Below are 23,097 nucleotides of genomic sequence, written 5' to 3'. Positions count from 1 at the left end.
AAAAAAGATGCAACTTAACAAAGTTCTTAAAGGCTTGATGATTGCACTACCAGTGATGGCAGTAACGGCATGTAGCTCAACTGATGAAGCAACATCTGCAACTTCAGGTACTGAAAGCAACCAAACAACTTCAGGTTCAGAAGGCAACGTAGACACAACTGTTGTAACGCCAATTGATGCTAACGCTCAACTGTCTGAGCAAGAGCTTAAAGAGCAAGCGCTACGCGAAACTCAAACAATCTACTTTGCATTCGATAACTCTACTATCGCTGGCGACTATGAAGAAATTCTAGCAGCTCACGCAGCTTACCTAAGCAACAACGTTGACATGAACGTTACTATCGAAGGTCACGCTGACGAACGCGGTACTCCTGAGTACAACATCGCACTTGGCGAGCGTCGTGCACAAGCTGTAGCGAAATACCTACAAGCTCTAGGTGTTCAAGCAGACCAAATCTCTATCGTAAGCTACGGTGAAGAGAAGCCACTTCTTCTAGGTCAATCTGAAGATGTGTACGCTAAAAACCGTCGCGCAGTACTAGTTTACTAATTTTAGTAGACTATATAATTGAGGAATTGCCTCATGTTCAGTAACACAAAGCGAGTCATTTTGCTTTCGTTACTGGCAAGTGCAGCGAACACTACGTTCGCTGCACCAGCTCCAGTATCCGATCTCAATAGCACCGCAACCAATTCATCATCTTCCTCTCGAGCAGCGTCTGCATCTAACGAATCAGATATTGAGCGTTTAGAGCGCCTGCTTCAAAATCGCAATCTCGTTCAGCTTCAAATGCAACAGCAAATCGACGACATGGCACTGGAGATCAGTGAACTTCGTGGTGAGCTGGAACGAAACAGCTACGATATGAAGCAAATGCTAGAGCGCCAACGCGAACTGTTCATTGAACTGGATCGTGTGAGAGGCGAGGTGAAAGCAGCAGGAACGGCAACGGTAGCAGTAGCGGTGAGCGAAGGCTCTAAAGACGCTTCTGGTACGTTCAGTACTGATGTGGATGAGCAAACCGCTTATCAAAATGCTGTAGATATGATTCTAAAGCAACGAGACTATACGGGTGCTATCGCAGCATTTCAAAAGTTTCAAAAAGACTTCCCAGATTCAACCTTCACACCTAACTCACACTACTGGTTAGGTCAGCTTTATTTTGCTAAGAAGCAAGATAAAGAAGCCGTGAAGAGCTTTGCCGCTGTTGTGTCATACAAAGACTCAAATAAGCGAGCAGATGCGCTGGTTAAGCTTGGTGACATAGCTGCACGCAACAACAACGCGGCGCAAGCTAAGAAATATTACCAACAAGTCGTTACCGAGTACCCAAACAGTGCTTCGGCTAAAGTGGCTAAAACCCACTTGTAAAACAAAATAGGGGTGCTCAGGTACCTCTTTTTTATACCTGTTCACTCCCGTTTTGTGTCTACTTATCTTCTTTATGCTGCCAACACATCGCCTTGTTTATGCGTTTTAAGTATTAGCTAGTCACTACTTGCAACCAATCCTTTTTGATCCTCATCGCTGTCCTGTGTAGAATACTCTAATCCTCGGAAGAAGTTGCGTAGAGCAAGAGCAATGAGTCATATACTAGATAAAATCGATACAGTTTACCCGTTTCCGCCTAAGCCAGTTCCATTGAGCGACGCTCAGAAACAGGCCCACATCGCAAACATCAAAAAACTACTTCAAGAAAAAGATGCAGTTCTAATTGCACACTACTACACCGATCCTGAAATTCAGGCTCTGGCAGAAGAAACTGGTGGTTTCGTTGGCGATTCATTAGAAATGGCTAAGTTTGGTAACCGTCATTCAGCAAGCACTTTGATTATCGCTGGTGTTCGTTTTATGGGTGAATCTGCAAAGATCCTTACCCCTGAAAAACGCATTTTAATGCCAACGCTTGAAGCTGAATGTTCACTTGATCTGGGTTGTCCTGCTGACAAATTTGCAGAATTTTGTGATGCTCACCCCGACCACACCGTGGTTGTATACGCGAACACCTCTGCAGCGGTTAAAGCTCGTGCAGACTGGGTGGTTACGTCGAGCATCGCTTTAGAAATCGTTGAAAGCCTGGACGCTGAAGGCAAACCCATTATTTGGGGGCCAGACCGCCACCTAGGTTCTTACATTGCAAATCAAACTGGCGCTGACATGTTGCTTTGGCAAGGTGAGTGTATCGTTCATGATGAATTCTCAGCTGATGCTTTGAAGAAAATGAAATCGGTCTACCCAGAAGCGGCTATTTTGGTTCACCCAGAATCACCAGCAAGCGTGGTTGAACTGGCTGATGCTGTAGGCTCAACAAGCCAACTGATCAAGAAGGCGAAAGAGCTTCCTCATCCACAGATGATTGTCGCGACAGACAAAGGTATCTTCTTTAAGATGCAGCAATTGGTTCCTGAAAAAGAGCTGATTGAAGCGCCGACTGCGGGTGCTGGTGCAACTTGTCGCAGCTGCGCACATTGTCCTTGGATGGCTATGAATGGCCTTGAAGCGATTGAAAATGCACTTGAGCATGGTGGTGAGCAACACGAAATCTTCGTTTCTGACGAACTACGTGTTAAGTCTCTTATCCCACTGAACCGCATGCTAGATTTCGCTGAACAGCTTAACCTACAGGTTAAAGGCAACGCTTAATTTCGTTGTCGTGATGATATAAGCAGTCCAGCTTAATCACTGTTCTGCTTTACCATCAAGAGAGAAACCAGCCGAGTGCTGGTTTTTTTGTATCTGAATATTGGCTATCGATATCAATGTTGTTCTTATGTATCTTTTTCTGATGATATATCTTGTTGATATCGCGTATTTTTTCTAGCATGTAAGTAAGAGATTAAGATTGGGGCTCGAATGATAATCTGGTTACAACTCAAACGCTGGATCAAAGCAAACATCTTTGTTTTGAATGGCAAAAACTTACTGTTTACGTTTCTAGGCTACATATTCTTGTCGTGGTCGATGCTGTACGTCGCTGGTGAAACGGATTTAACCAACTCAATCACAACATTTGCCTATTATCTGGTCGTGACAGCGTCAACCGTTGGTTACGGAGATCTGTCACCGACAACGGATGCAGGTCGATGGATTGTAATCCTATTTGTTATTCCCGGTGGGCTGAGCCTTTTCGCAGCTTTGCTCGGTAAGGTTGCAACCGAAGGTGTTGAATATTGGCGAGCAGGCTTGCTAGGAAAAAGGAGAGTTAGAGTGGACAACCACATTTTGATGCTGGGATGGAATGAACAAAGAACTATTCACCTCATCCGCATGCTGCAACACGAAGAAACGGGTAAGCGACCAATCGTATTATGTACTCGTTCAGATATCGAAAACCCGTTACCCGGCGAAATCAATTTCGTCAAAGTAAACAGCTACACAGATGGCAAAGAGATGGAGAAAACGGGTATTGAGTCTGCGAGTTGCATCCTGATTGATAACCCGGAAGACGACATTACCCTGTCTGCAGCACTTTACTGTGCTAACCGAAATCCGAAAGCTCACTTACTGGTTTATTTTAAAGATGAAGCGTTGAGCGACCTGCTACACAAACATTGTCCAAACTCTGAATGTATTCCGGCTGTGGGTGCAGAGATGCTAGCAAAGGCTGCGGTAGACCCAGGTTCAAGTGCGCTTCATCAAGAGCTATTGAGCTCCACAAGAGGTATGACACAATATTCAACGTATTTCCCTGAAGATGCTGAGCCTGTCACCGTCGCGCCTATTTTCTCTGTGTTTAAAGAGAAGTACAAAGCAACGCTGATCGCGATTGATACGGGGAGTGGTATTGAACTTAACCCAGAACTAGACCAAGTTGTCAGCAGCGGTACTAAACTATTTTATATCGCCGACGAGCGAATTGATGACTTCGATTGGAAAGGCTTCTAGAGCTACTATTTTAATCTCGTCCAAAAACGAAAAAAGGCCTCATTGTGAGGCCTTTTGGGTCAGTATAAAGCTAACTTTTATTGAGCTTCAGCCAGTGCAATACCACGCTGCGTTAATCCGCAAAGCATTACAGGAACAGCGTTAAAGATCTCTTCAAATTGCTCTAGGCCTTCGATGCCTTGCTCTGCAAGTGTCGCAATTGACGTTTCTGGATCGTAAAGCATACTCAGTGAAAGTAACACGCCGCCCACGAGTGCGTTGTCTTCGCTCTCTTCAGGCATCAATGTTTCCCAGTCATCACGGGCGATCTGCCATCCTTGAAGCAAGCCTTCACAGAAATCGCGAGCAGCGGTATTCACCACTTCTGCATCATCCAATTGGCAAGCTTCAGGCCAACTCCACGTTCCTTCAATTAGCTCAGGACGTGTTTTATTCCAAAGCGTGATGATAACTTCAATGTAGCTCTCTAGTTGCTCACCATCCGTAAAAGGTGCGACTTCTTCACCACCCCATAAGAACGGCAGCCACTCATGAGGGGTTAACACATTAGGTGCCGCTGCCATTGCAGTGACAAAGCCCATTGTTTTGTGTTCTGTGATTAGCTTTCCTTCCAACTCTGGAAGCGCAAGAATATCTTGTAAAGTCAAAGTGAGGTACCGTAAAAGGGAACATATTTGCGCTTATAGTACCAATGAACTTGTGCCAATCAAGCTTCAATCTAAAAAGGCTTGATGTCATGGATGATAAACACTAGGTTTAACAGAAAAGAAAACAATAAAAAAATTATGCAGATACGGTCGTCTTTAAAGAAAAAAAGTATGGTAGCGCTTGGGTTATACCTTGCGATGTTTATTGCCATTGTCGGTAGTGTGACGTATTACGTCGTAGAATCCCCTGTGCGCGCCAAATTACAACAAAACCTCGACTTGCGTACACAACTTTTATCCGCATTGATTACAGAGCCACTCAGCAGCTCTCAAGGCTTTGTAGATAGTCTAGTTGGCTTTGCTCAAGCACATCACAACACTGATGATGTTATTCCTCTCTTTAAGTCGATGTTGGCGGCGAGCGACGATACGATCGTCAGTGCCGGAATTTGGCCTGAACCTTATGCGCTTGACTCTAAAAAGCGTCTTAACAGCCACTTTTTCAATAAAGCCGACGATGGAAAAATTGATCAGCTGTTTTCTTACAACAATCCTAAAAATGTTCCTTATCAAGAAGAGTATTGGTACACCTCTGTAGTCAACAAAAACCAAGGAACCATCTCTTGGAGCGATGTGTATATCGACCCATACACACACGTTCGAATGATTACTGCTTCATCGCCTTATTATTACGACGGCATTTTTGCTGGCGTTGCGACGGTGGATCTCTCGCTTGAAGAGTTGCTAGGCTTTATCAAGAACCACGCCGAAGAATACAATCTTGGCATTATGCTCAGAGATAAAATCAATCAAGTGTTGGTTTCGCATAACTTCAATCTCGTTGAAGGGATCTACATCAGTAGCAATCAATTTGGTGATTTCGGTTGGCAAGTGGATGTGGTTAATTCTAAGTCACGTGTAGCAGACGAAGTATTTCGTCAGGTGATGAGTATTGAGGGCGGTATTGTTCCGCTATTACTACTTTGTGTGATGGCGGGTTACTACTTATTGAACCGTTATTTGATTAGCCCAATTACAACGATTGCCGCACAGGTAGATAGCTCGAAAGCAGGCGAAATCATCGATGTTGACTACTCAAGTGATGACGAAATCGGTCATTTGATTAAAACCTTCAACGAAAAGACCATTTATCTTGAAGCGGAAAAGGTTAAAGCTCAGGCATCCACCAATGCTAAAACTGCTTTTCTTGCGACCCTGTCACATGAAATTCGCACCCCTATGAATGGGGTATTAGGTACTGCTCAGATCCTGCTTAAAACGCCTCTAAATTCTGAACAAGAGAAGCATCTTAAGAGTTTGTATGAGTCCGGTGATCACATGATGACCTTACTCAACGAGATCTTAGACTTTTCGAAGATCGAGCAGGGAAGGCTGGATCTTGATGAGACTCGCTTCCCACTCGATTCGATCATCGGCAGTATCAACAGTGTCTACTACACACTCTCTTCCGAGAAAGGGCTGCAATTCAAAGTGTACTCTGAGGTGCCTTCTGGTCGTTGGTACTTCTCAGATAAAGCACGTCTACGACAAATCTTGTTTAATCTATTGAACAACGCGGTGAAGTTTACTTCCAGAGGCTTTGTCGAGGTGTACCTGAAAGAAGTCGTAGAGGGGAGTGACATCTATCTTAGTATTCGAGTTCGCGACACCGGAATTGGTATCTCTAAAGAAGCTCAAAAGCGTATTTTTAAACCATTTGAACAAGCGGAGTCTTCGACCACAAGACGTTTTGGCGGTACAGGCCTTGGCTTAGCGATAGTGAAGAAAATTGCCCAATTGATGGATGGCAGTATTACCGTTACCAGTGAAGAAGGGATAGGCACGAGCTTTGATGTTCGATTGAAGATTCAGCCATGTCAGCCTGGTGAGATAGAGAGTTTGCCACATAAGAAGTTGGACTACTCAGGCTTAAAAGTATTGATTGTCGAGGATAACCGAACGAATACGGTGATCATTGAAACCTTCATGAGCAGCAAAGGTTTCACCTGTAAGAGCGTCGAAAATGGTGAACTTGCAATACAAGCAGTGGTTGCCGAGCGCTTTGATTTGGTACTCATGGATAACCATATGCCTGTGATGGATGGCGTTGAATCAACCACTGCGATTCGTGCTTTGATAGGTGATGTGTCATCGGTACTGGTATTTGGTTGTACGGCTGATGTCTTTAAAGAGACTCGCGAACGTATGCTCGGGGCGGGTGTGGACTACATTATCGCTAAGCCGATTGATGAGCGTGAACTGGATGACGCGTTGTTCCGCTATTCAAATAAGCTTTACCAATACCATGAAGTAAAAGCGGATGCTCTCGAAAGCCAGGATGTAAAAAAACACAACTCGAAAAGTAAAAGTGAGTCACTGCCTAAACCTGATCTGCGAAATAAAGATAACACCGAAGAGCTGTTAGTGACGCTGTATGTGGCGCTAGAAGACAACAACCTAGAACTGATTCAATTTGCACTAGAGAGCCTACGTGTCCACGTTGAACCTATGAACAACGCTGAACTTACTGAACAAGTCGATAAAGCGCTAGAGCAGGTTTCTTTAGGAGTACCACCTACACAAGATGTCATCAATATCATTACTGTAAATTTACCTATGGCCTAGATGTTGTTTAATTACAGAAAGTAAATAACGAATTGTCTATTATTTGACCTTGGTGTGATTTTTTGGTGAAAGTGACTGCTTTTTAAGTGGTTTTTGGTTGTTAATTTACAACTTGATTTCTAATTTGAAATGTATGACTGCTAATCTTATGGTTTAATAGCGATATTATCTGGTAGGGTGTAAATACACCTTGTTTATATGTTGCTAATTCACTCAATAGGCAGTGATATATTTTAGGTTTAACGTCAATGAAGTCTCGTGGTCCATTTTGTATTCGAAACGCAGCTGCGGATACATTTGCTATGGTCGTTTTCTGTTTTATTTCAGGCATGATCGTAGAAGTGTTTATTTCTGGTATGACATTTGAGCAGTCTCTCGCTTCTCGAACGTTATCTATCCCAGTAAACATTGCTATCGCTTGGCCTTATGGTGTTTTTCGTGATTGGTTCTTGCGTAATGGTGCAAAGCTTTCACAAAGTTCGTTGATGAAGAATATTTCTGACCTTTTAGCTTACGTGTTGTTCCAGTCACCTGTGTATGCCGGTATTTTATTGGCGGTTGGTGCTTCAAGCGACCAGATCGTTACGGCTGTAACCAGTAACGCTGTGATCTCATGCGGTATGGGCGTGCTGTACGGTTACTTCTTAGATATGTGCCGTAAATGGTTTCGAGTTCCGGGCTACTATCAACAAGCATAAGAAAAGCAACAAGCGTAAGTGCAGCGAAAGAATGAAATTTGGTTTGTTTTTGATCTAATGAGTTAATTTGTAATCGAACAAACTGAAAAAGGCACTTTTTTTGACAATGCCCCTTGACCAAAGCAAGCAGAATCAATAAAGTAGCGCCTCGTTGAGTGACAAGCTTAACACACAATTTGTGGAAGGATGGCTGAGTGGCTTAAGGCGCTCGCCTGGAAAGCGAGTATACGTTTATAGCGTATCTGGGGTTCAAATCCCCATCCTTCCACCACTATTCAAAACCCTAGCAGAAATGCTGGGGTTTTCTCGTTTTAGAGCCCCTATATTTCACTTCATCTACATCCATCCCTAGTATCAGTTCCTTTAATCATTCCTTTATAGTTATTTCCTCTATTAATGCCGTCGCAGATTGAACCATATTTGGTGTTTTTATCATCGATAAACGCTTGATCTTTTGGCATGAATCTAGATTATTAATAGTACGAAATATTATTAATAATTTAACTATTAGGAATTCATTCCCCCATGACAGAAACCCTAGTTTCTCCAATGCTCTCTTTTACTATCGCGATTTCATTACTGTTTATCGGTAAAGGTTTGATTGAACGATCTGAAGTATTAAGAAAGTATTCACTACCAGAGCCTGTGATTGGTGGCTTTGTTTGTGCTGCGACCGTAGCGGCGCTTTACTATATTTTTGAAATCCAAATCACCTTTAGCCTTGATGTCAGAGACTTTTTGCTTCTCTACTTTTTTGCTGGTATCGGACTCCAAGCGGATATTAAGACACTGATTAAGGGTGGGCGACCGTTGTTCATTCTATTGTTTCTTGCTGCCGTCTTTATCGTTCTGCAAAACGTGGTCGGGATGGCTGTAGCTTCTGGCTTTGGAATGGATCCTAAAGCTGGTTTGTTATCGGGCTCTGTTAGCTTAATCGGTGGCGTAGGTACAACGTTAGCGTGGGCGCCAATGTTTGTGGAAGAGTTTGGTATTGCTAACGCGCTAGAGCTAGGTGTGGCGTCAAATACGGTTGGTTTGATAGCGGCGTGTGTGATTGGTGGTCCAATTGCCAACTACCTACTAAACAAGCACAAAGTGAGTCCATCCAATGAAGAAGAAGTGACAGTTGGTGCGTACCAAAAAAGTGAAACTCGCACTGAATTGAGCCATTACGGTGTCTTGTGGGCGTGGTTGATTCTCAACTTAACATTGATGCTCGGTTACAGCCTGAGCGAAGTTATCGATTCGATGGGCTTAAAACTCCCGTTATTCGTAAGCTGCCTAATTGCCGGTATCCTCATTGGAAATATTGGTCGAGCATTGTTCAAGAAGCGCCGTACACAAGAGAAAATTGCCCAAGGCCGCAAAGGCTTAGCGATGATCTCTGACATCTGCTTAGGTATGTTCTTGACCATGGCCCTGATGGGGCTGCGTATCTGGGATCTCGATGGACTGTTTGGCTATATTTCTGTTGTCATGAGTATCCAGATCCTGCTTTCGCTGTTGTTTACCATCTTTGTCGTTTATTACTTGATGGGAAGAAACTACGATTCTGTGGTGATATGTTCAGGCTTCGGTGGTATCACTCTAGGCTCGACCGCAACAGCCATTGTGAATATGACAGCTGTAACCCACCGCTATGGCGCAAGCCCACAAGCGTTCATTGTGGTGCCATTAGTGTGTGGTTTCTTTGTTGATTTGATCAACGCGCTAGTGATCAGTTTCTTTGTTGGGATGTAGGTGAAGCCGTTGCTTCACAAACTAGATGATTAGTAGTTTGCTCAATAGAGTAAGCTACTAGTGATTTAATATTGTAACCTGCCGCATTTGTTGATAATGCTAGGTTCAATGGAACGTTGTTGGTCAGGTTAAATTGAGAGATATCATACCAAAACACTATTGTTGTTAGTTTTTGCTAAGTGTATCTAACTCTATTATTTTTGTAGCGCTTGATAAGCGCTGTACCTAGTTGAGTGCTGTAATTTTCAAAGCGAGTTGGCCAAGTTCTTCTACGGCATCTAGCCATTGCTGTTTAGACGTGAACGCTCATGGTAATACTCGTTGGATTTATATAGAACTAACTTTTCACCGGTCATTTGTAGTACCTTATAATATTTCTTCCTTCACTGATCTTCTCATCAACCCTAAAGTAATATCCCCAACCACTGACAGAGTGTACGTTGATTTAAATCCCTGTTAATTAGTCTAAAATTCGACTTGTAATTAATGCTCGTTCAATGATGTCAAAGACATCATATTGCATTCAAGGATTAAATTATTAACGGTTTATTATCTTCTTATTAAAGTTATATTTATTTAATCTAAGATTAAATATTAACCTATTTCCTGTTAGTTCAGAAGCCCTATCGAATTATATTGATAGCTCTATCAGTATAATGTCTTTTTAGTTTAACCCATCAAAGTGAACTCTATTTTTTGTATGATTATCGAACTTATTTTTCTTGATGATTAGAAAGTTTCAAGGTTAGAAATCAGTGTTGGAGTCTAAATATTGCACAATATATATGGGGAGGGTTAAATGAATTAGATTAGAAACCAATTATTTTCTCTACCTATATATAATTAAAACAATATGAAAATGCTTTAAAACGGGTATTAGCTCACAATTATGATAAATATTAAAACTCAATATAACCTATATATATTTAGTAAATTGACGGTGTCATTATTTTGACTTCTAATCCAGAATCACCATGCAATAGCCCTTCAAGCATTGGGGTATATAGGAGTCGAAATGTTGACACTTGGAACTGATGTCACATTTTCTCTGCCTGAAGTGATGAGTATGACGCACATATCTTCACTTCAACCATATGTATATCTGATTGATTGAAAAAAACTAATTTTGTACCATGCGACAACAAACTTTGGTGGACGTCACGTGAAGACAAATAATATTACATTCAAACTGTTAATCACTTGTTGCTTCTTTTGCTTATCGAACCCAGTTTTCGCTCAATCTTATTGGGAAGTAGAAGGTATTGGTAAAAACAAATCAGAAGCAACGATCGATGCGAAAGAAAATCTAGCTTTTCGGGTAAATAGCACTGTGCAGGCATCTGAGAATACCTCCATGATATCCGAAACCACAACAGAAATAAAAAACGGCGAATTGGTTGGAACTCACGATAAATATGGTCAAGTAATCAGTACTAAATCTGAAATCACTTCGGTACCTATCAGCATTTCAAATATGGAAGTAATGACATCACAATGTGATGTTTCTGGGTGTAACTACCTATTTAGAGTTGACGTGGATGTGTGGGTTGATCAGTTGTCAATTGATATTGATAAGAACCACCAGATCGCTCAACAATATTTAACTTCCCAAGAAAGCGACTGGAAAGGAGCTGTATTCACGAACAAAGCTCATACCTTATTGCAGAGTAATAGAGAATCACTATTAGTGTTGTCATCGTTAGATCATGATGTTGCAAAAAAATTCTATGAACCACAACTTGTTCTCGAAAGAAATGTAATTAAACGTATTCAAAATTTCAGTGTTTCTATCCGTTCTACTTCAGATATGTATTCCACACAAACGAAAGCTTTGCTCACTCAAAACATAGGAGCGACTTCGCAAGGCGACATCATTGTTTATATCAAAGGTAATGTAAGACAAGGCAAAAAAAACAACACTTACATTGCTAAGCAAGATCTAATACTACAAGTCTTTGAAGCTAGAAATCCCAATGTGGCGGTTAGCCAAAAGGTTTTATCGGAGATAGGAAAGTCTTCGACTAGTAAAGAGAAAGCACTTGATGCTGCTCATACGAAAATAACAAAAATTCTTAATAAAAACTCTATTTATACTCTCTTGAATTAAAGGTTCTCAAAATGCTTAAGAAAACAATCCTTGCAGGTTTAGTCGTATCAGTGATGGCTGGTTGTTCATCAATTCCAGGTATGGAATCAGCAACCGTAGACCGCGAAGCTACAAGCAAGGAACTTACTCAGAACTGTAAAGAACTAGGTACAGAGTTCACACCTGTATCATTCGCCGTTGATAAAGCATCAAAAGTAATGGTGTCGCTGCAAGAGCGCCAATGTTCAGTGTTTAACGACTACCGCACTCTTGCTTCTAAACATGGTGATGTTGCTGGTTTCCTAGCAGTAAACGCGGATAAGTCTGATGAAGAACTTCGTGTTGCAATGAGCGAATTCGATGAAGGCAAACCTACAAATAAAATGATTACCCCTCAAGTAGAAGCTTACAAAAAAGCCTCTGACGAAATCTTCCAGAAAAACTTAAAACTGGCGGCAGATATCGCCGTTCAAGCGGCTGAACTAACTTACATTGCATCTCAACATGCATCGGCACTTGCGCATGATTCTGCGGGTGGCGCAATGGATAGCTTTTTTGCAGCAGTCTCAAGCGAGAAAGAAGGTGAAGCAAGCGAAGAGGAAACGGTACCCGTAGTTGAAGCTTACCATGAGATGGAAGCTCGCTCGCTACTTGCATTAGATGCCAACTCACTTATTTCTATGGATAAAAACACTATCGAACAACTTGAGAACCTAGATAAAGTTGTTGCTGACAAAGTGAAATCATAATGAAATTTTCTCGAATTGCCGGTTTAGTTACTGCTGCAATTACACTAACGGGTTGTCAGAGTAACCAAGGTAGCCAAACGTATTCTGTCGAAAGTAATGCGGGAAATTCATCGCTGGTTATCGGCAAATCAGCACACGAATTTAGCAGTGAGGATATTGAAGTACCAGCGTACTTCAATACCCAAGGTCTTCAATTCTGTACCTATGAAGCAGAAGAAAAAGACACTCGTTGTCCACTCGCGAAAAAAACAATTCGTTTGTATTTTGGTGATGTGAAAACGGATGTGAATGAAAATCTTCAGGGAAAATCTGCTGATGTTTTTAATTCCATGCACTCAAGCATCAGTAAATTCCAAACCAAAGCGTTAGAGAATACTTTAGAAAACCAGTTTGCAGGCGTTAACCGCTTCCGCATTTTGACGCGTGATACCGATGCTGTTAACACTGCGATGGAAGAAATTCTGATAGACGAAGGCGCGGTAAACGTAGCTAAAAAGGCAGGAAGTCGCGGCAAGTTGTCTACCGATTACATTATGAAAGTCGATGTACTCAAAACAGCTGACATGTTGTTCGGTTCAACCCAGTCTTTGTTCCAAACGTCAATGGAAATGACGACAGGTGTGATTGATCCATATACACGTGAAAAATTGAGCTATCCGAATATCGGTAAGATACGTGTTTCTAACTTCGATGTACGCGATAAAGACAGTTACACCACAGTGATAGCAAATGGCGATTATTATCGAGGTTTTAACTACACCAGTGGTAAAGATGTTGATGCCGTTCTTAATGAAATGTCATCACGCGGCTTCGATATTATGTTAACGCGTTTGCTCAAAGAAATGCCGGCTACCGCTCAGGTTGTGGGTATTAAAGGCGACCGAATTTCATTAGACCGCGGCCAAAACGCAGGTGTATTGCCTAATGAGACCATGGTTATATTTGAATACAGCGCAGGTTTTGTTGAACCTATTGGTGTTGCTACTGTTAACCCAAGTCAACAAAGTGCCCAAGGGAAGATTGTTCGCTGGAAAGACAGCAGTATAGCCGACGAAGTGAAAGACATTGCTGAAGACGGGATTTATCGCCCTGATCGTCAACGTCGCATTTTCGCTGTAAGTGTTGGGGTTCCTATGGAATTCATGAAGGAGCGCAGTACATGGGCGGCAAAAGGCTAAGTAAAAGCTTTGTCATTAGTACCCTATTTGTATGTATGTCCGTTCCTGCACTGGAATTAGATAAGAGTCAGCCTACGTTGGCTCTTATTGAGCATGGATGTGCATATGGTCGAGGGGCAATGGCCATTGAGTCAGCAAAAGCTGACGGTTTAAATAATCTTCGCTTGTTTTTGCAGGGTAAAATCTCAGTTTCTTTTTCAGCTGAAGATAGTGCGCTAGTTGAGGAACAATTTGATCAAGAGAGCCGAGATTTACTGCTAACAAGCATTATTGCTGGTGATATCAATGCCGACTTCAGTGCACCTGAAATTCAAGGGGATGATACTTGTGTAACAGTGCGTCTAGCACCAGAACTTAATACTGGGTTTGCCAATATTGACGACGGTATTGAATGGGATGACTCACCGGTTATGTCTGTCGTGGTTGTTGGTGAAGGCCGCGAAAGTAACAAATTGGCATTGAGTGCAAGGCAAGCGGCGGAACAAGACGCCTTCAAACGCGCTATTAGTCAGGTACTTGGCGCTATGGTCCATTCTGGTCACATGCAAAAGTCTTACGATACCCTGTCAGGAACAGAAAGCAGTAATGATTTCGATTTGCAAGAAATCGCAATGCAATCACTTTCGATGGAACCTCAAGGCATGATTTCCAGTTGGAATGAAATTTCTTATCAGGAAAAACCTAACGGTTCTGTAACCGTTACGCTTGATGTGTTTGTTGAACGACAGAAGATGGAAGCGAAAATAGCAAGATTGATAAAAAGCCTTGGCCAACCTTCAATCTATGTTGATGCAGATCTCCCAGTCGTAAAAAATACATTTTCAAATGCACTCGCAGAGATGGGCTTTGATCTTGCTTCGAACCCGGCGCAATCTAGTGTCATTCTTGATGTTCAAGAAACCCAAAAAGTGACGTCTTCTGGTCTTCAGCTTGATCTATCGGCAACCGTAATCGATCGTGCTGGCAACCGTTATGGTAGTTGGCACAACGACCCGACTTTCATGACGTTGCCGAACAAAGCGGGCATGCTCAATGAACTTGCAGCTGTTCACCTGGCTGTTGAAGGTAATCAAATTGCCCTAAAGCGTGAACTTCAATCGTCGGTGCAAATAATGGCAAGTCGTGGTGGGCCTATTCGAGAACTTATTTTTTCACAGAAAGCCGCAGGCAAACAGGGGCAACTTTACCGTCTGATTGGTGATATGAATGGGGTTTCTGATATTAAATCAAGTCAACAGGGTGGCAATATTGTTATTCAGTTAAGGTCGCTTAGTGACGCAAGTGATCTAGTTCAAGACATTGAGCCTTTGTTACGTACCCATCAGCCAAACTACCGCTCGAAAGTTGATGTACTTAATGAATACCAAATCAGAGTGCTTTGAGCGTTAGTCTGATAGGACTTTTTATGTTTAAAAAACATTGTTTATTAAACATAACAGGTTAACTGATTTTTATAGTTTCTACTGAGTTGTGATTAATTCAGAAATGTCACAAAGAGTAGAGAAATGCATTACAGGTAAGATTGACGCATCAAATATCAAATGATCATTTGCAGATTTACTAATTGAAAATGATACACAAAAAACGTTATGGATAGCTTTTAATATATGAAAAAACTAATTATTGCAACGTCACTAGTTACAGCTCTAGTTGGCTGCCAAAGCAACAACAATACACTAGAGCAAGCTCAAAATTTTGCGTCATGCACGTTCCCAGATGCGCCGACTGTCGAAGCCCCTGGTTGGATCTGTGATGTGGTTCCTACAGACGTAGCGATTGGTGCAACAGGTTATGCGAAGAAAAGCGCAGCAGGTATGAGCGTTATGCGCAAAATTGCTGTGAATGATGCTCGTGTAAACCTTGCCGCGGAATTTGAAACAGATGTGAGTAACCTATTTCAATCTGCTACCGACGGTGCTGTCTCAACATCTGCTGGGGAAGGCGTAACGCTAGTAACTGAGAATGTTCAAGAGGCATTTGAAAACATTACTAAATCGGTAGTGAGTAAAAGACTTACAAATAGCCGAATATTGGTAAGCCAAGCAAGTCCTGCAGGCGGTCTTTATGTATTAGTTGGTATGGACCAAGCTGCTTATGATGCAAATATGAATAAAATTATCGACGAAGTAGGTGGTGAAGATTCTGCTCTTTGGAATCAATTCAACGACGAAAAGGCAGCCGCAGATCTTGCTGCCGTATTCGATTCTTTGAAAAAATAATCGTTGTTTGACGATCAGTTAAAGTGAAAAAGGCCACCTATAGAGTGGCCTTTGTTTCTATACACTCTCGGAGTTAGTTATGTATAAAACGATCACCACGACAGGGCTGGCTATTGCAATATCAGCAGCTGTTAGCTTTCCAACACACGCAGTGTCAGATAGCCAAAAGCAACAACTTAATAATGCGGTTGTAAAAGCGAGCCAATCCCAAGAAGAAAAACTTAAAGAATTTCATACGTATGTAAATGCATACTTGGATGAGTATGAACAATGGCGTGACGAATATACCAATAAACTTGATGAGCGCCGTACAGACCTTATAAAAACTTGGGGTGAAGGAGAGGTATCTTCTCAAACAAAGCAGGTCGATTATTCACAAAACGACCAAGTAAAGACTGCAGTGGATTATGAAAGTAATACCGCTACGGTTTCTGTTTTAGTTGATGAAGACAGTAGCCCTGAAGAGATAGAAGCGCTTGTAAGAAAAATCCCTGTTGAAGTTGAGGGGAAAACGGTTGATCTAGCCAATCTGAAAGCGGAAGACCATGCGGTTTTGTATTCTTTAGATAAAGAGCAACAAGAAAAGAACTTTGTTATTGAACAAACGCAGAGTCAAATGAATGAACTTGATGTTCAAGCGGAGCGATTGATTCAATCTGATACCGGAATTCCTGACGCGTTCATCTACCAGCGAGCTCACAATAAGAAACTAGCACTGCTTACTAAAGCACAAGAGCGTATTGCTGCTCAGACTAAGCTCTACAACGAAATGCGAGCCAAACATGGCATCGCGGTTGGTCAATCAGAGACGTTAGTAGCTGAAAAAGCAAAAGAAGTTGAAAAGGTAGAGTCAACGCCAGTACAAGAAGCTCCGAAAGTAGCTGAAAAACTGGTGAAGGTTACACCTAAAACTCAAGTTGTGAAGCCAAAACCAACTTCCGACATAGTATCTGTTCCTAGTCAGTCTAAGAAGGTGGTCAGCTATAAAGTGAAGCTTCCTGAGAATAGCTTGAAATCTCGTGCGAGCAAATATACACCTCTCGCAGAGAAAGAAAGCAAGAACTGGGAAATAGATGCAGCATTGATTATGGCAATCATGCATTCTGAATCAGCTTTTCGCCCAGATGCTAAATCCCACGTTCCGGCATTTGGTCTTATGCAAGTTGTTCCGACCAGCGCTGGGCATGATGTAAATAAACAAGTTCGAAATATTGATGCGCCAATGAAGGCTTCAGATTTGTATCAACCCGTCATCAATGTTGAAACTGGTACTGCTTATTTAGACATCCTAAATAGTAAATATTTACGTAAGATCGAGAATGATCAAAGTCGTTTGTATTGCATGATTGCGGCTTACAACACCGGTGCGGGAAATGTTGCCCGAGCGTTTAACAAAGACCGCTCAACTAGCATTGGTAAAGCATCTAAAGTGATCAATAAGATGACTCCTGAAGAAGTGTACAACCAATTGGTCGCGAAGTTGCCATACGATGAAACAAAAAATTATTTGAAGAAAGTGAACAGCCGTATCGCGCTATACAAATAAGACTTGTAGCAAGCACATGTAAGGCGTGTGCTTTAATCCCTTTTTAGAGTTGTTGAGAGTAACAATGTTTAAGATTTTTGCTTTATTTTTCATCGTCATTGGTATTTACCTAGGTCTTAATTACAGCGATGAAATTAAAAATATAATGGATACAGAGGCTTTTGAGCGAGTGCAAGAACGAGCTGAAGACGGTAAAGATGCATTGATGGATACAATTGACGAGATTAAAGGCTGATCATGTCTGAAGAACAAAAAAAAGACGTTCCAAAAGAAATTCAAGATGAGCTCAAAGAGCTCCAAGATAACCAAGAGTCGTTGTTAGAGGCTCAAAGTAAAGGGAACTTGGCGCGCACTATTGGTTTGTTGTCTGTAGTTTCAATTGCTTTGGGTGGGTTTAACGATAGTTTTGATGCAATCGAAAAGATGGTTGATTTTGGTCTTTCACAAATGACTGATATTCCGTCACACAAAAAGCTTGAAAAAGTGTACATCCGCTCATCAGCTGAAGTATTAGATCAGACATTTGGTGCCCCCGTTTATATCAAGCGTTCAACTGGCGATGACGTTATAAAGTACTACAAAGACGATAACTTTATTCTTTCATCTATTACTAGAGATAATGCAATTGTTGCTTATCTTGTATTTCCAGATGAAGGCTTTACACCTGAAACATTAGAACATGCAGGTGGTTCGGAGTTTTTCAACCAACCTTTTAATGCCATTGAAAGTGTCAATGAAATTCGAGCGTCGTTCGCTAGAACCGGCAATTATTACATTGAAGAAAATAATGGCGGTGAGTTTGGCTACTTATATTCTTCAATCAGTGGCGCTAGTGAATTCATTACACCTTTGACAAAAAACAATAGGAAATTGCTTTCTGAAGTTGTTGACTCGCTGACTATGGATGAACATGTCGTAAAGAGCGTACAGTCTTTACGCTTGAATGCGAAGCCTAATTTCTATGGTTACAGTACGTTAGGTGTAGGGGCTCTAGAAGAAGCTATTTTGTCTAACACTGAATATCGTTTAATTCATAAGAGTTAATCATTAACACATCAGTTCTAGCTTTTTACGAAGCTAGAACCTTATTAGCAGTTGGATTATGGCAAATTTAAAGTTCGAAAGCTTTCTAGAGCGGCTTAAGGGTGATAAGAGAATCATTATCCAAGCTCATGACTTCCCTGACCATGATGCGATCTCTTCCGCATACGCTCTGGCATATTTATTAAAAAAGAAAGGGTTGTGCCCGTTTATTACGTTTCATGGTTACATCGATAGAGTGTCACTCAGAAACTTAATCGATTGGATAGATATCCCAATCTACGAGCCAAAAGATTTAAAATTGCAACCGGATGATAAGATTATTGTTGTTGATGGTTGTATTGGTGAGAAAAATGTTATCGACTTTCCTGGGATAGAAGTGGGAGTGATAGATCACCATCAAGTGAAAGCGCCTGATTTTGTATGGTATTCCGATATACGCTCAAACTACGGTTCAACTGCAACCATTATGGTTGAATATTACCGCTATTTTTCTTTGCCGATGCCACAGAATATCGCAACAGCACTACTGGTTGGTTTGAGCTTTGATACCGCAAATTTTACCCGAGGGGTAGGAACTGCTGATCTAAAAGCACTGTTGTATCTTCAGGCTAAGGCCAACAATGATATGGTTAACAAAATTTGTCGTAATCAAGTAGAGTTTCACGAATTAAAACTTTTCTATTCAATGCTCGATAGCTTACGTCGTGAAAAAAATGCAGCATTTGCTGTACTTCCTGAGGGGTGCCCTAAAAATATGCTTGGCGTATTAGGAGATTTCCTGCTGAGCGTTGATGAGCTCGATATTGTCGTCCTCACGGCTAGAAATAGAGAGAAAACCTTTATCTCTCTCCGTTCAGAGTGTTCAAAAAACAATGTCGCGAAGATAGTTAGAAGAGCTCTTAATGAAAAAGGGATTGGTTTTGGCGGTGGGCACTCTCATATGGCTGGCGGCATTATCAACAAACAGTTTGAATTCAGCAGAGAACTTGCTTGCGTCTATGACTTGATTCGACCGAACCTAGTACTCAGTGCTTAAACGGTTTGCTGACAATACCGGGTATCTTGAAATCAGTTTGATAAAATTAGTGCTGTGTCTAGAACAAACGGTACAACGGTTGATGTGCAGGCTTGAAGTGACTCGGTGCACAAGTTAGTAAGTGCAGACACGATCTTGATAAATTGGGATACATGTTCGTAGCAACTTTATGAGACGCTTGAATCAGTGTCAGTTTAATCACAAGGAAGTTGAATGCACCACTTTAATATCCGTGCTCTTGAGTATTTAAACGCGTTATCCAAGTATGGGTCATTGCGTAAGGCATCTAAGATGATGAACGTTGACCCTGCGGCAATGAGTCGGATGCTGACACAGTTAGAAGCGCAAGCGGAAATGAAAGTATGGGAGCGCAACAACCGCCAATCACTGTTAACTGAAGCGGGTAATGAACTGCTGAATTACTACCGTTCCATTGTTCGTGGAGAGGCCGCAGTGCTTGCTCGACTAACCAAGCTTAAAAACCTCAAAGGAGGCAATGTCAGCATTGCCATCGGTGAAGGGTTTATTACCAACTTGGTGTCAAAGCCGATGCAAACCTTCATGACTCGTTATCCTGATATCAATCTTTCTATTGAGATTGCGGGTGCATTGGACGCCGTAAAAATGTTGGAAGATCAACAGATCGATTTCGCGATTACCTATGCTTCTGCACCGCACCCCAAACTACACTCACACGTTGAACGTAGCCATCCGCTCGAATTGATTGCTCCGAAAGGGCATTTCCTTACGATGAAAAAATCGCCTGTGGTAATGCAAGATATTCAAGACGCTTCTCTCGCCTTAATCGATAATTCGACCGGCATGGGGAGGCTGGTAAAGCAGGCCGAACAAATTTCCCATCTTACCTTGCAGCCAAAGCTTCAAACCAATTCGGTAACCGCACTGACTAACTTTGTTTCAGCAGGGCTGGGCGTAACCTTTATGCCCAAACTCACCGTGATCGATGAGATAAAGTCAGGGCAGATCGAAGTGGTTGCGACCGAGTTGGAGATGCTATCGAAGGCGACGGTTAAGGTTCAATCTTTGAAAGGTCGCGCACTTACGTTACAGGCCGAAACCTTGTTAGATTTCTTACTTGAAAATGCTACTTTCTTGAGTCATGACGCTTACAATATCTAGGCTTAATCGATTTATTTAGCGACGCCTCCCAAGTTCCCAAATACCGCCAATATCACAGTTTCAAACTGCCGAATTCGTTTTTAAGTAGAATTGAGTTTTTGTCAACGCTATCTCTATTGTTAAGTCAACATATGCGGAATAAGTTACAAAGCATTAACGAAACGAGTTTTAGACTCACAGCTGTGTTCTACAGGTTTTAGCTTTGTCAGGTATTAGGGGAAGAGAATGGAAGTTATTGTAATTGGCAGCGGTGTTATTGGGTTGACCAGTGCTTGGTACCTGGCGAAAGAAGGTCACTCGGTGACGGTTATCGATCGTCAAGATAGCAGTGGTAAGGAAACCAGTTTTGCTAATGCTGGCCAAATCTCTTACGGCTACTCCTCCCCATGGGCCGCCCCCGGTATCCCTTTAAAAGCGATGAAGTGGCTCACCCAAGAACATGCGCCATTAAAAGTGAAACCGTCACTTTCTCCTGAATTGGTTTCTTGGGCGTCTAAGATGCTCGCCAACTGCAATGAAGCCAAATACGGACAGAATAAATCGCGCATGCTGAGAATCGCAAATTACAGTCGTGATTGTCTGACTCACCTGAGAACCAGTGAAGAACTGGCTTATGAGGGCAGACAGAAAGGGACGTTGCAAGTGTTTCGAAGCGAGAAGCAATTGGATTTCATTCAGCAAGATATGAAGCTGCTTAAAGAAAGTGGAATTGAGCACTCGTTGTTTGATGTTGAGCGGTGCCTATCCATCGAACCTGGTTTATCAGACGTGAAAGATAAGCTCGTAGGTGGCCTGTATTTACCAGATGATGAAACCGGTGATTGCCATCAATTCTGTTTAACCTTAACTGAGAAAGCCAAGCAACTCGGTGTTAGGTTCGTGTTTGATACTGAAGTGGTCAAGCTCAATCATCAGAATCAAACCATTGAAAGTATTACCACGACTCAAGGTGACTTCAAAGCGGACGCTTACGTAGTCGCGTCTGGCAGTTATTCTCGTGATCTGTTGAAGCAAGTAGACCTGTCTATTCCTGTCTATCCAGTCAAAGGGTATTCGCTGACATTGCCTATCGTGAATGCTGATAAATCACCGACCTCTACCGTGATGGATGAAACCTACAAAGTGGCGATGACTCGTTTTGATGACCGCATTCGCATTGCGGGTACGGCAGAGCTTGCTGGTTTTGATTATCTCATTCCTGAAAAACGTAAAGCCACGATTGATATGGTGATCAAAGACCTCTTTCCTCAAGCCGGGGATTTTTCTAAGGCAGAGTATTGGACAGGACTAAGACCAATGACGCCAGATGGCACACCTATTATCGGAAAAACTCCAATCAAGAATTTGTTTACTAATACGGGGCACGGAACCTTGGGTTGGACTATGGCGTGTGGATCAGGAAAGATCTTGGCAGGCGTGGTCAGCGGCTCAAGTAGTGATATCAAAACTGATGACTTGAGTATTCATCGTTATTTGTAACGACATGATGTAATGATGGTGAAAGTAACCCCATTCTTAAGCTGTAGAATGGGGTTATGGGTTCTGAAGGAGAAAATTATCTGGTGGTGGTTTCTAGCACATGGGTAAATCTATCCCATGATTTTTGGTCAGCTTCTTGTTGGTAGTTGTTTGAGCCGAACACGGTAAAGGCATGTGGCGCTCCACTATAAGTGATCATCTCATGCGGAACCTTGGTTGTTTCCAGTTGAGCGGCAAGGCTGCCAAAATCTTCCATTGTAATCATAGAATCTGCTGTGCCATGGAATACGACAACCGGAGCTTTAGTCTGAGAGTAGTCTTGTCCTTTTGGTGTCGATAAACCACCATGGAAGGTGACATAAGCTTTCGATGGGATGCCCGCACGAGCGGCTTCTAAAACGGCTGCGCCACCAAAACAGTAACCCATCATCACGTTGTTATCTAAGTTACCACCAAGCCTTTTCGCTTCCATCGCTCCCGCATTAAGTAGTGCACGCATTTTTTCTCTGTCTTTATACAACTCGCCTGTGTGTTGTTTTTTGTCTTTTACTTCGGTCGGGCGAATGCCTTTACCAAATAGGTCGATGGCGAACACGTTGTAACCGAGTTCGTTGAGCATCTCAGAACGTTTCTTTTCGTAATCAGTTAAGCCATCCCAATCGTGAATTAGCAGCACCAAAGGCGCTTGGTCACTGGCCTCACTCCAATAGCCTTCGTAATCCATACCATCGACTTGGTAAGTGATGTTTTCTCCTGAAATCGCAGAGAAGGGCAGTAAAACTGAAAACAGGCCGAGCGTAGTGATTGTTCGCATGCGTGATTCCTTTCGATGACAATTGATGTTCCTATCGAAAGTATAGATAACGCGATGATTCTCGCCAGATTTCTGTTTCTAACTTGAAATGTATGGCAGGGAGAGCAGGTGGCTATTGCTGATGAATAGCCATCGAGAGGGAGTGCGATGGCTGTTTTGTGATGTTCTCAGCTTACCAAAACTTGAATAGCTAAACTGGGGGAATAAAGG

At 42.2% G+C, this 23,097-nt stretch carries 20 protein-coding genes and 1 tRNA gene; 19 read left to right on the top strand and 2 right to left on the bottom strand.

Annotation, left to right across the window (positions count from 1 at the left end):
- Positions 1–7 precede the first annotated feature (7 nt).
- From pal to DUN60_RS08645, 4 genes are all read left to right on the top strand, one after another.
- The gene (pal, locus tag DUN60_RS08660) at positions 8–550 is read left to right on the top strand and encodes a peptidoglycan-associated lipoprotein Pal (protein ID WP_004736484.1); all 543 of its coding nucleotides are present in this window, start codon (positions 8–10) and stop codon (positions 548–550) included.
- Positions 551–583: 33 nt separating this feature from the next.
- Positions 584–1,372, top strand: coding sequence for a tol-pal system protein YbgF (ybgF, locus tag DUN60_RS08655; RefSeq protein WP_114633766.1), 789 nt, complete (start codon positions 584–586; stop codon positions 1,370–1,372).
- A 210-nt stretch (positions 1,373–1,582) separates the two neighbouring features.
- The gene (gene nadA / locus DUN60_RS08650) at positions 1,583–2,644 is read left to right on the top strand and encodes a quinolinate synthase NadA (protein WP_114633765.1); all 1,062 of its coding nucleotides are present in this window, start codon (positions 1,583–1,585) and stop codon (positions 2,642–2,644) included.
- 210 nt (positions 2,645–2,854) lie between these two features.
- The gene (locus tag DUN60_RS08645; RefSeq protein ID WP_114633764.1) at positions 2,855–3,886 is read left to right on the top strand and encodes a potassium channel family protein; all 1,032 of its coding nucleotides are present in this window, start codon (positions 2,855–2,857) and stop codon (positions 3,884–3,886) included.
- A gap of 77 nt (positions 3,887–3,963) precedes the next feature.
- On the opposite strand, the gene DUN60_RS08640 is transcribed toward DUN60_RS08645, so the two are convergent.
- Complete coding sequence (locus DUN60_RS08640) at positions 3,964–4,533, bottom strand: UPF0149 family protein (protein WP_114633763.1); 570 nt, start codon at positions 4,531–4,533, stop codon at positions 3,964–3,966.
- A gap of 138 nt (positions 4,534–4,671) precedes the next feature.
- Here DUN60_RS08640 and DUN60_RS08635 point away from each other — a divergent pair, with 138 nt between their 5' ends.
- From DUN60_RS08635 to DUN60_RS08570, 15 genes are all read left to right on the top strand, one after another.
- On the top strand, positions 4,672–7,158 hold the full coding sequence (locus DUN60_RS08635; RefSeq protein WP_479688297.1) for an ATP-binding protein: 2,487 nt from the start codon (positions 4,672–4,674) through the stop codon (positions 7,156–7,158).
- Between the two features lie 248 nt (positions 7,159–7,406).
- Entirely contained in the window at positions 7,407–7,856 is a 450-nt protein-coding gene (locus tag DUN60_RS08630) for an L-alanine exporter AlaE (RefSeq protein WP_017105736.1), read from the top strand.
- A gap of 180 nt (positions 7,857–8,036) precedes the next feature.
- Positions 8,037–8,127 (top strand) — tRNA-Ser (locus DUN60_RS08625).
- Positions 8,128–8,381: 254 nt separating this feature from the next.
- Positions 8,382–9,596, top strand: a complete 1,215-nt coding sequence (gene gltS, locus DUN60_RS08620; protein ID WP_114633761.1) for a sodium/glutamate symporter — start codon at positions 8,382–8,384, stop codon at positions 9,594–9,596.
- A gap of 1,162 nt (positions 9,597–10,758) precedes the next feature.
- Positions 10,759–11,703, top strand: coding sequence for a hypothetical protein (locus tag DUN60_RS08615; protein ID WP_114633760.1), 945 nt, complete (start codon positions 10,759–10,761; stop codon positions 11,701–11,703).
- A gap of 11 nt (positions 11,704–11,714) precedes the next feature.
- A complete protein-coding gene (locus tag DUN60_RS08610) occupies positions 11,715–12,431 on the top strand; it encodes a hypothetical protein (RefSeq protein WP_114633759.1) in 717 nt (238 codons plus the stop codon).
- On the top strand, positions 12,431–13,609 hold the full coding sequence (locus DUN60_RS08605) for an aldehyde dehydrogenase family protein (RefSeq protein ID WP_114633758.1): 1,179 nt from the start codon (positions 12,431–12,433) through the stop codon (positions 13,607–13,609). The genes DUN60_RS08610 and DUN60_RS08605 overlap by 1 nt, the downstream gene beginning before the upstream one ends.
- Positions 13,591–14,991, top strand: coding sequence for a hypothetical protein (locus tag DUN60_RS08600; RefSeq protein ID WP_114633757.1), 1,401 nt, complete (start codon positions 13,591–13,593; stop codon positions 14,989–14,991). Before DUN60_RS08605 ends, DUN60_RS08600 begins: the two co-directional genes overlap by 19 nt.
- 225 nt (positions 14,992–15,216) lie before the next feature.
- Positions 15,217–15,828 (top strand): LPP20 family lipoprotein, encoded by a 612-nt coding sequence (locus DUN60_RS08595; protein ID WP_114633756.1) that lies wholly within the window; start codon positions 15,217–15,219, stop codon positions 15,826–15,828.
- Between the two features lie 79 nt (positions 15,829–15,907).
- On the top strand, positions 15,908–17,374 hold the full coding sequence (locus tag DUN60_RS08590) for a transglycosylase SLT domain-containing protein (RefSeq protein WP_114633755.1): 1,467 nt from the start codon (positions 15,908–15,910) through the stop codon (positions 17,372–17,374).
- Between the two features lie 64 nt (positions 17,375–17,438).
- A complete protein-coding gene (locus tag DUN60_RS24555; protein ID WP_017076175.1) occupies positions 17,439–17,609 on the top strand; it encodes a hypothetical protein in 171 nt (56 codons plus the stop codon).
- 2 nt (positions 17,610–17,611) lie between these two features.
- Positions 17,612–18,418 carry an ETEC_3214 domain-containing protein gene (locus tag DUN60_RS08585; RefSeq protein WP_114633754.1) on the top strand — a complete coding sequence of 269 codons (807 nt, stop codon included), beginning with the start codon at positions 17,612–17,614 and terminating at the stop codon, positions 18,416–18,418.
- A gap of 58 nt (positions 18,419–18,476) precedes the next feature.
- Positions 18,477–19,454 (top strand): DHH family phosphoesterase, encoded by a 978-nt coding sequence (locus tag DUN60_RS08580; RefSeq protein WP_114633753.1) that lies wholly within the window; start codon positions 18,477–18,479, stop codon positions 19,452–19,454.
- A gap of 213 nt (positions 19,455–19,667) precedes the next feature.
- Positions 19,668–20,594, top strand: coding sequence for a LysR family transcriptional regulator (locus tag DUN60_RS08575; protein WP_114633752.1), 927 nt, complete (start codon positions 19,668–19,670; stop codon positions 20,592–20,594).
- Positions 20,595–20,819: 225 nt separating this feature from the next.
- A complete protein-coding gene (locus tag DUN60_RS08570) occupies positions 20,820–22,073 on the top strand; it encodes a D-amino acid dehydrogenase (protein WP_114633751.1) in 1,254 nt (417 codons plus the stop codon).
- Positions 22,074–22,149: 76 nt separating this feature from the next.
- Here the strand turns inward: DUN60_RS08570 and DUN60_RS08565 are convergent, their stop codons facing one another.
- Entirely contained in the window at positions 22,150–22,887 is a 738-nt protein-coding gene (locus tag DUN60_RS08565; protein ID WP_017078193.1) for a dienelactone hydrolase family protein, read from the bottom strand.
- Positions 22,888–23,097: the final 210 nt, after the last annotated feature.

The sequence above is a fragment of the Vibrio splendidus genome, from assembly GCF_003345295.1.
Taxonomy (GTDB): domain Bacteria; phylum Pseudomonadota; class Gammaproteobacteria; order Enterobacterales; family Vibrionaceae; genus Vibrio; species Vibrio splendidus_K.
This window is presented reverse-complemented; position numbering and strand designations above follow the sequence as displayed.

Bases quoted from the DNA above. Each gene is read 5' to 3' on its own strand.
- DUN60_RS08605 (WP_114633758.1), top strand. From the start codon at position 12,431: ATGAAATTTTCTCGAATTGCCGGTTTAGTTACTGCTGCAATTACACTA.
- gltS (WP_114633761.1), top strand. From the start codon at position 8,382: ATGACAGAAACCCTAGTTTCTCCAATGCTCTCTTTTACTATCGCGATT.
- DUN60_RS08590 (WP_114633755.1), top strand. From the start codon at position 15,908: ATGTATAAAACGATCACCACGACAGGGCTGGCTATTGCAATATCAGCA.
- ybgF (WP_114633766.1), top strand. From the start codon at position 584: ATGTTCAGTAACACAAAGCGAGTCATTTTGCTTTCGTTACTGGCAAGT.
- DUN60_RS08570 (WP_114633751.1), top strand. From the start codon at position 20,820: ATGGAAGTTATTGTAATTGGCAGCGGTGTTATTGGGTTGACCAGTGCT.
- DUN60_RS08610 (WP_114633759.1), top strand. From the start codon at position 11,715: ATGCTTAAGAAAACAATCCTTGCAGGTTTAGTCGTATCAGTGATGGCT.
- DUN60_RS08600 (WP_114633757.1), top strand. From the start codon at position 13,591: ATGGGCGGCAAAAGGCTAAGTAAAAGCTTTGTCATTAGTACCCTATTT.
- DUN60_RS08645 (WP_114633764.1), top strand. From the start codon at position 2,855: ATGATAATCTGGTTACAACTCAAACGCTGGATCAAAGCAAACATCTTT.
- DUN60_RS08565 (WP_017078193.1), bottom strand. From the start codon at position 22,887: ATGCGAACAATCACTACGCTCGGCCTGTTTTCAGTTTTACTGCCCTTC.
- DUN60_RS08630 (WP_017105736.1), top strand. From the start codon at position 7,407: ATGAAGTCTCGTGGTCCATTTTGTATTCGAAACGCAGCTGCGGATACA.
- nadA (WP_114633765.1), top strand. From the start codon at position 1,583: ATGAGTCATATACTAGATAAAATCGATACAGTTTACCCGTTTCCGCCT.
- DUN60_RS08595 (WP_114633756.1), top strand. From the start codon at position 15,217: ATGAAAAAACTAATTATTGCAACGTCACTAGTTACAGCTCTAGTTGGC.
- DUN60_RS08635 (WP_479688297.1), top strand. From the start codon at position 4,672: ATGCAGATACGGTCGTCTTTAAAGAAAAAAAGTATGGTAGCGCTTGGG.
- DUN60_RS08585 (WP_114633754.1), top strand. From the start codon at position 17,612: ATGTCTGAAGAACAAAAAAAAGACGTTCCAAAAGAAATTCAAGATGAG.
- DUN60_RS24555 (WP_017076175.1), top strand. From the start codon at position 17,439: ATGTTTAAGATTTTTGCTTTATTTTTCATCGTCATTGGTATTTACCTA.
- pal (WP_004736484.1), top strand. From the start codon at position 8: ATGCAACTTAACAAAGTTCTTAAAGGCTTGATGATTGCACTACCAGTG.
- DUN60_RS08580 (WP_114633753.1), top strand. From the start codon at position 18,477: ATGGCAAATTTAAAGTTCGAAAGCTTTCTAGAGCGGCTTAAGGGTGAT.
- DUN60_RS08575 (WP_114633752.1), top strand. From the start codon at position 19,668: ATGCACCACTTTAATATCCGTGCTCTTGAGTATTTAAACGCGTTATCC.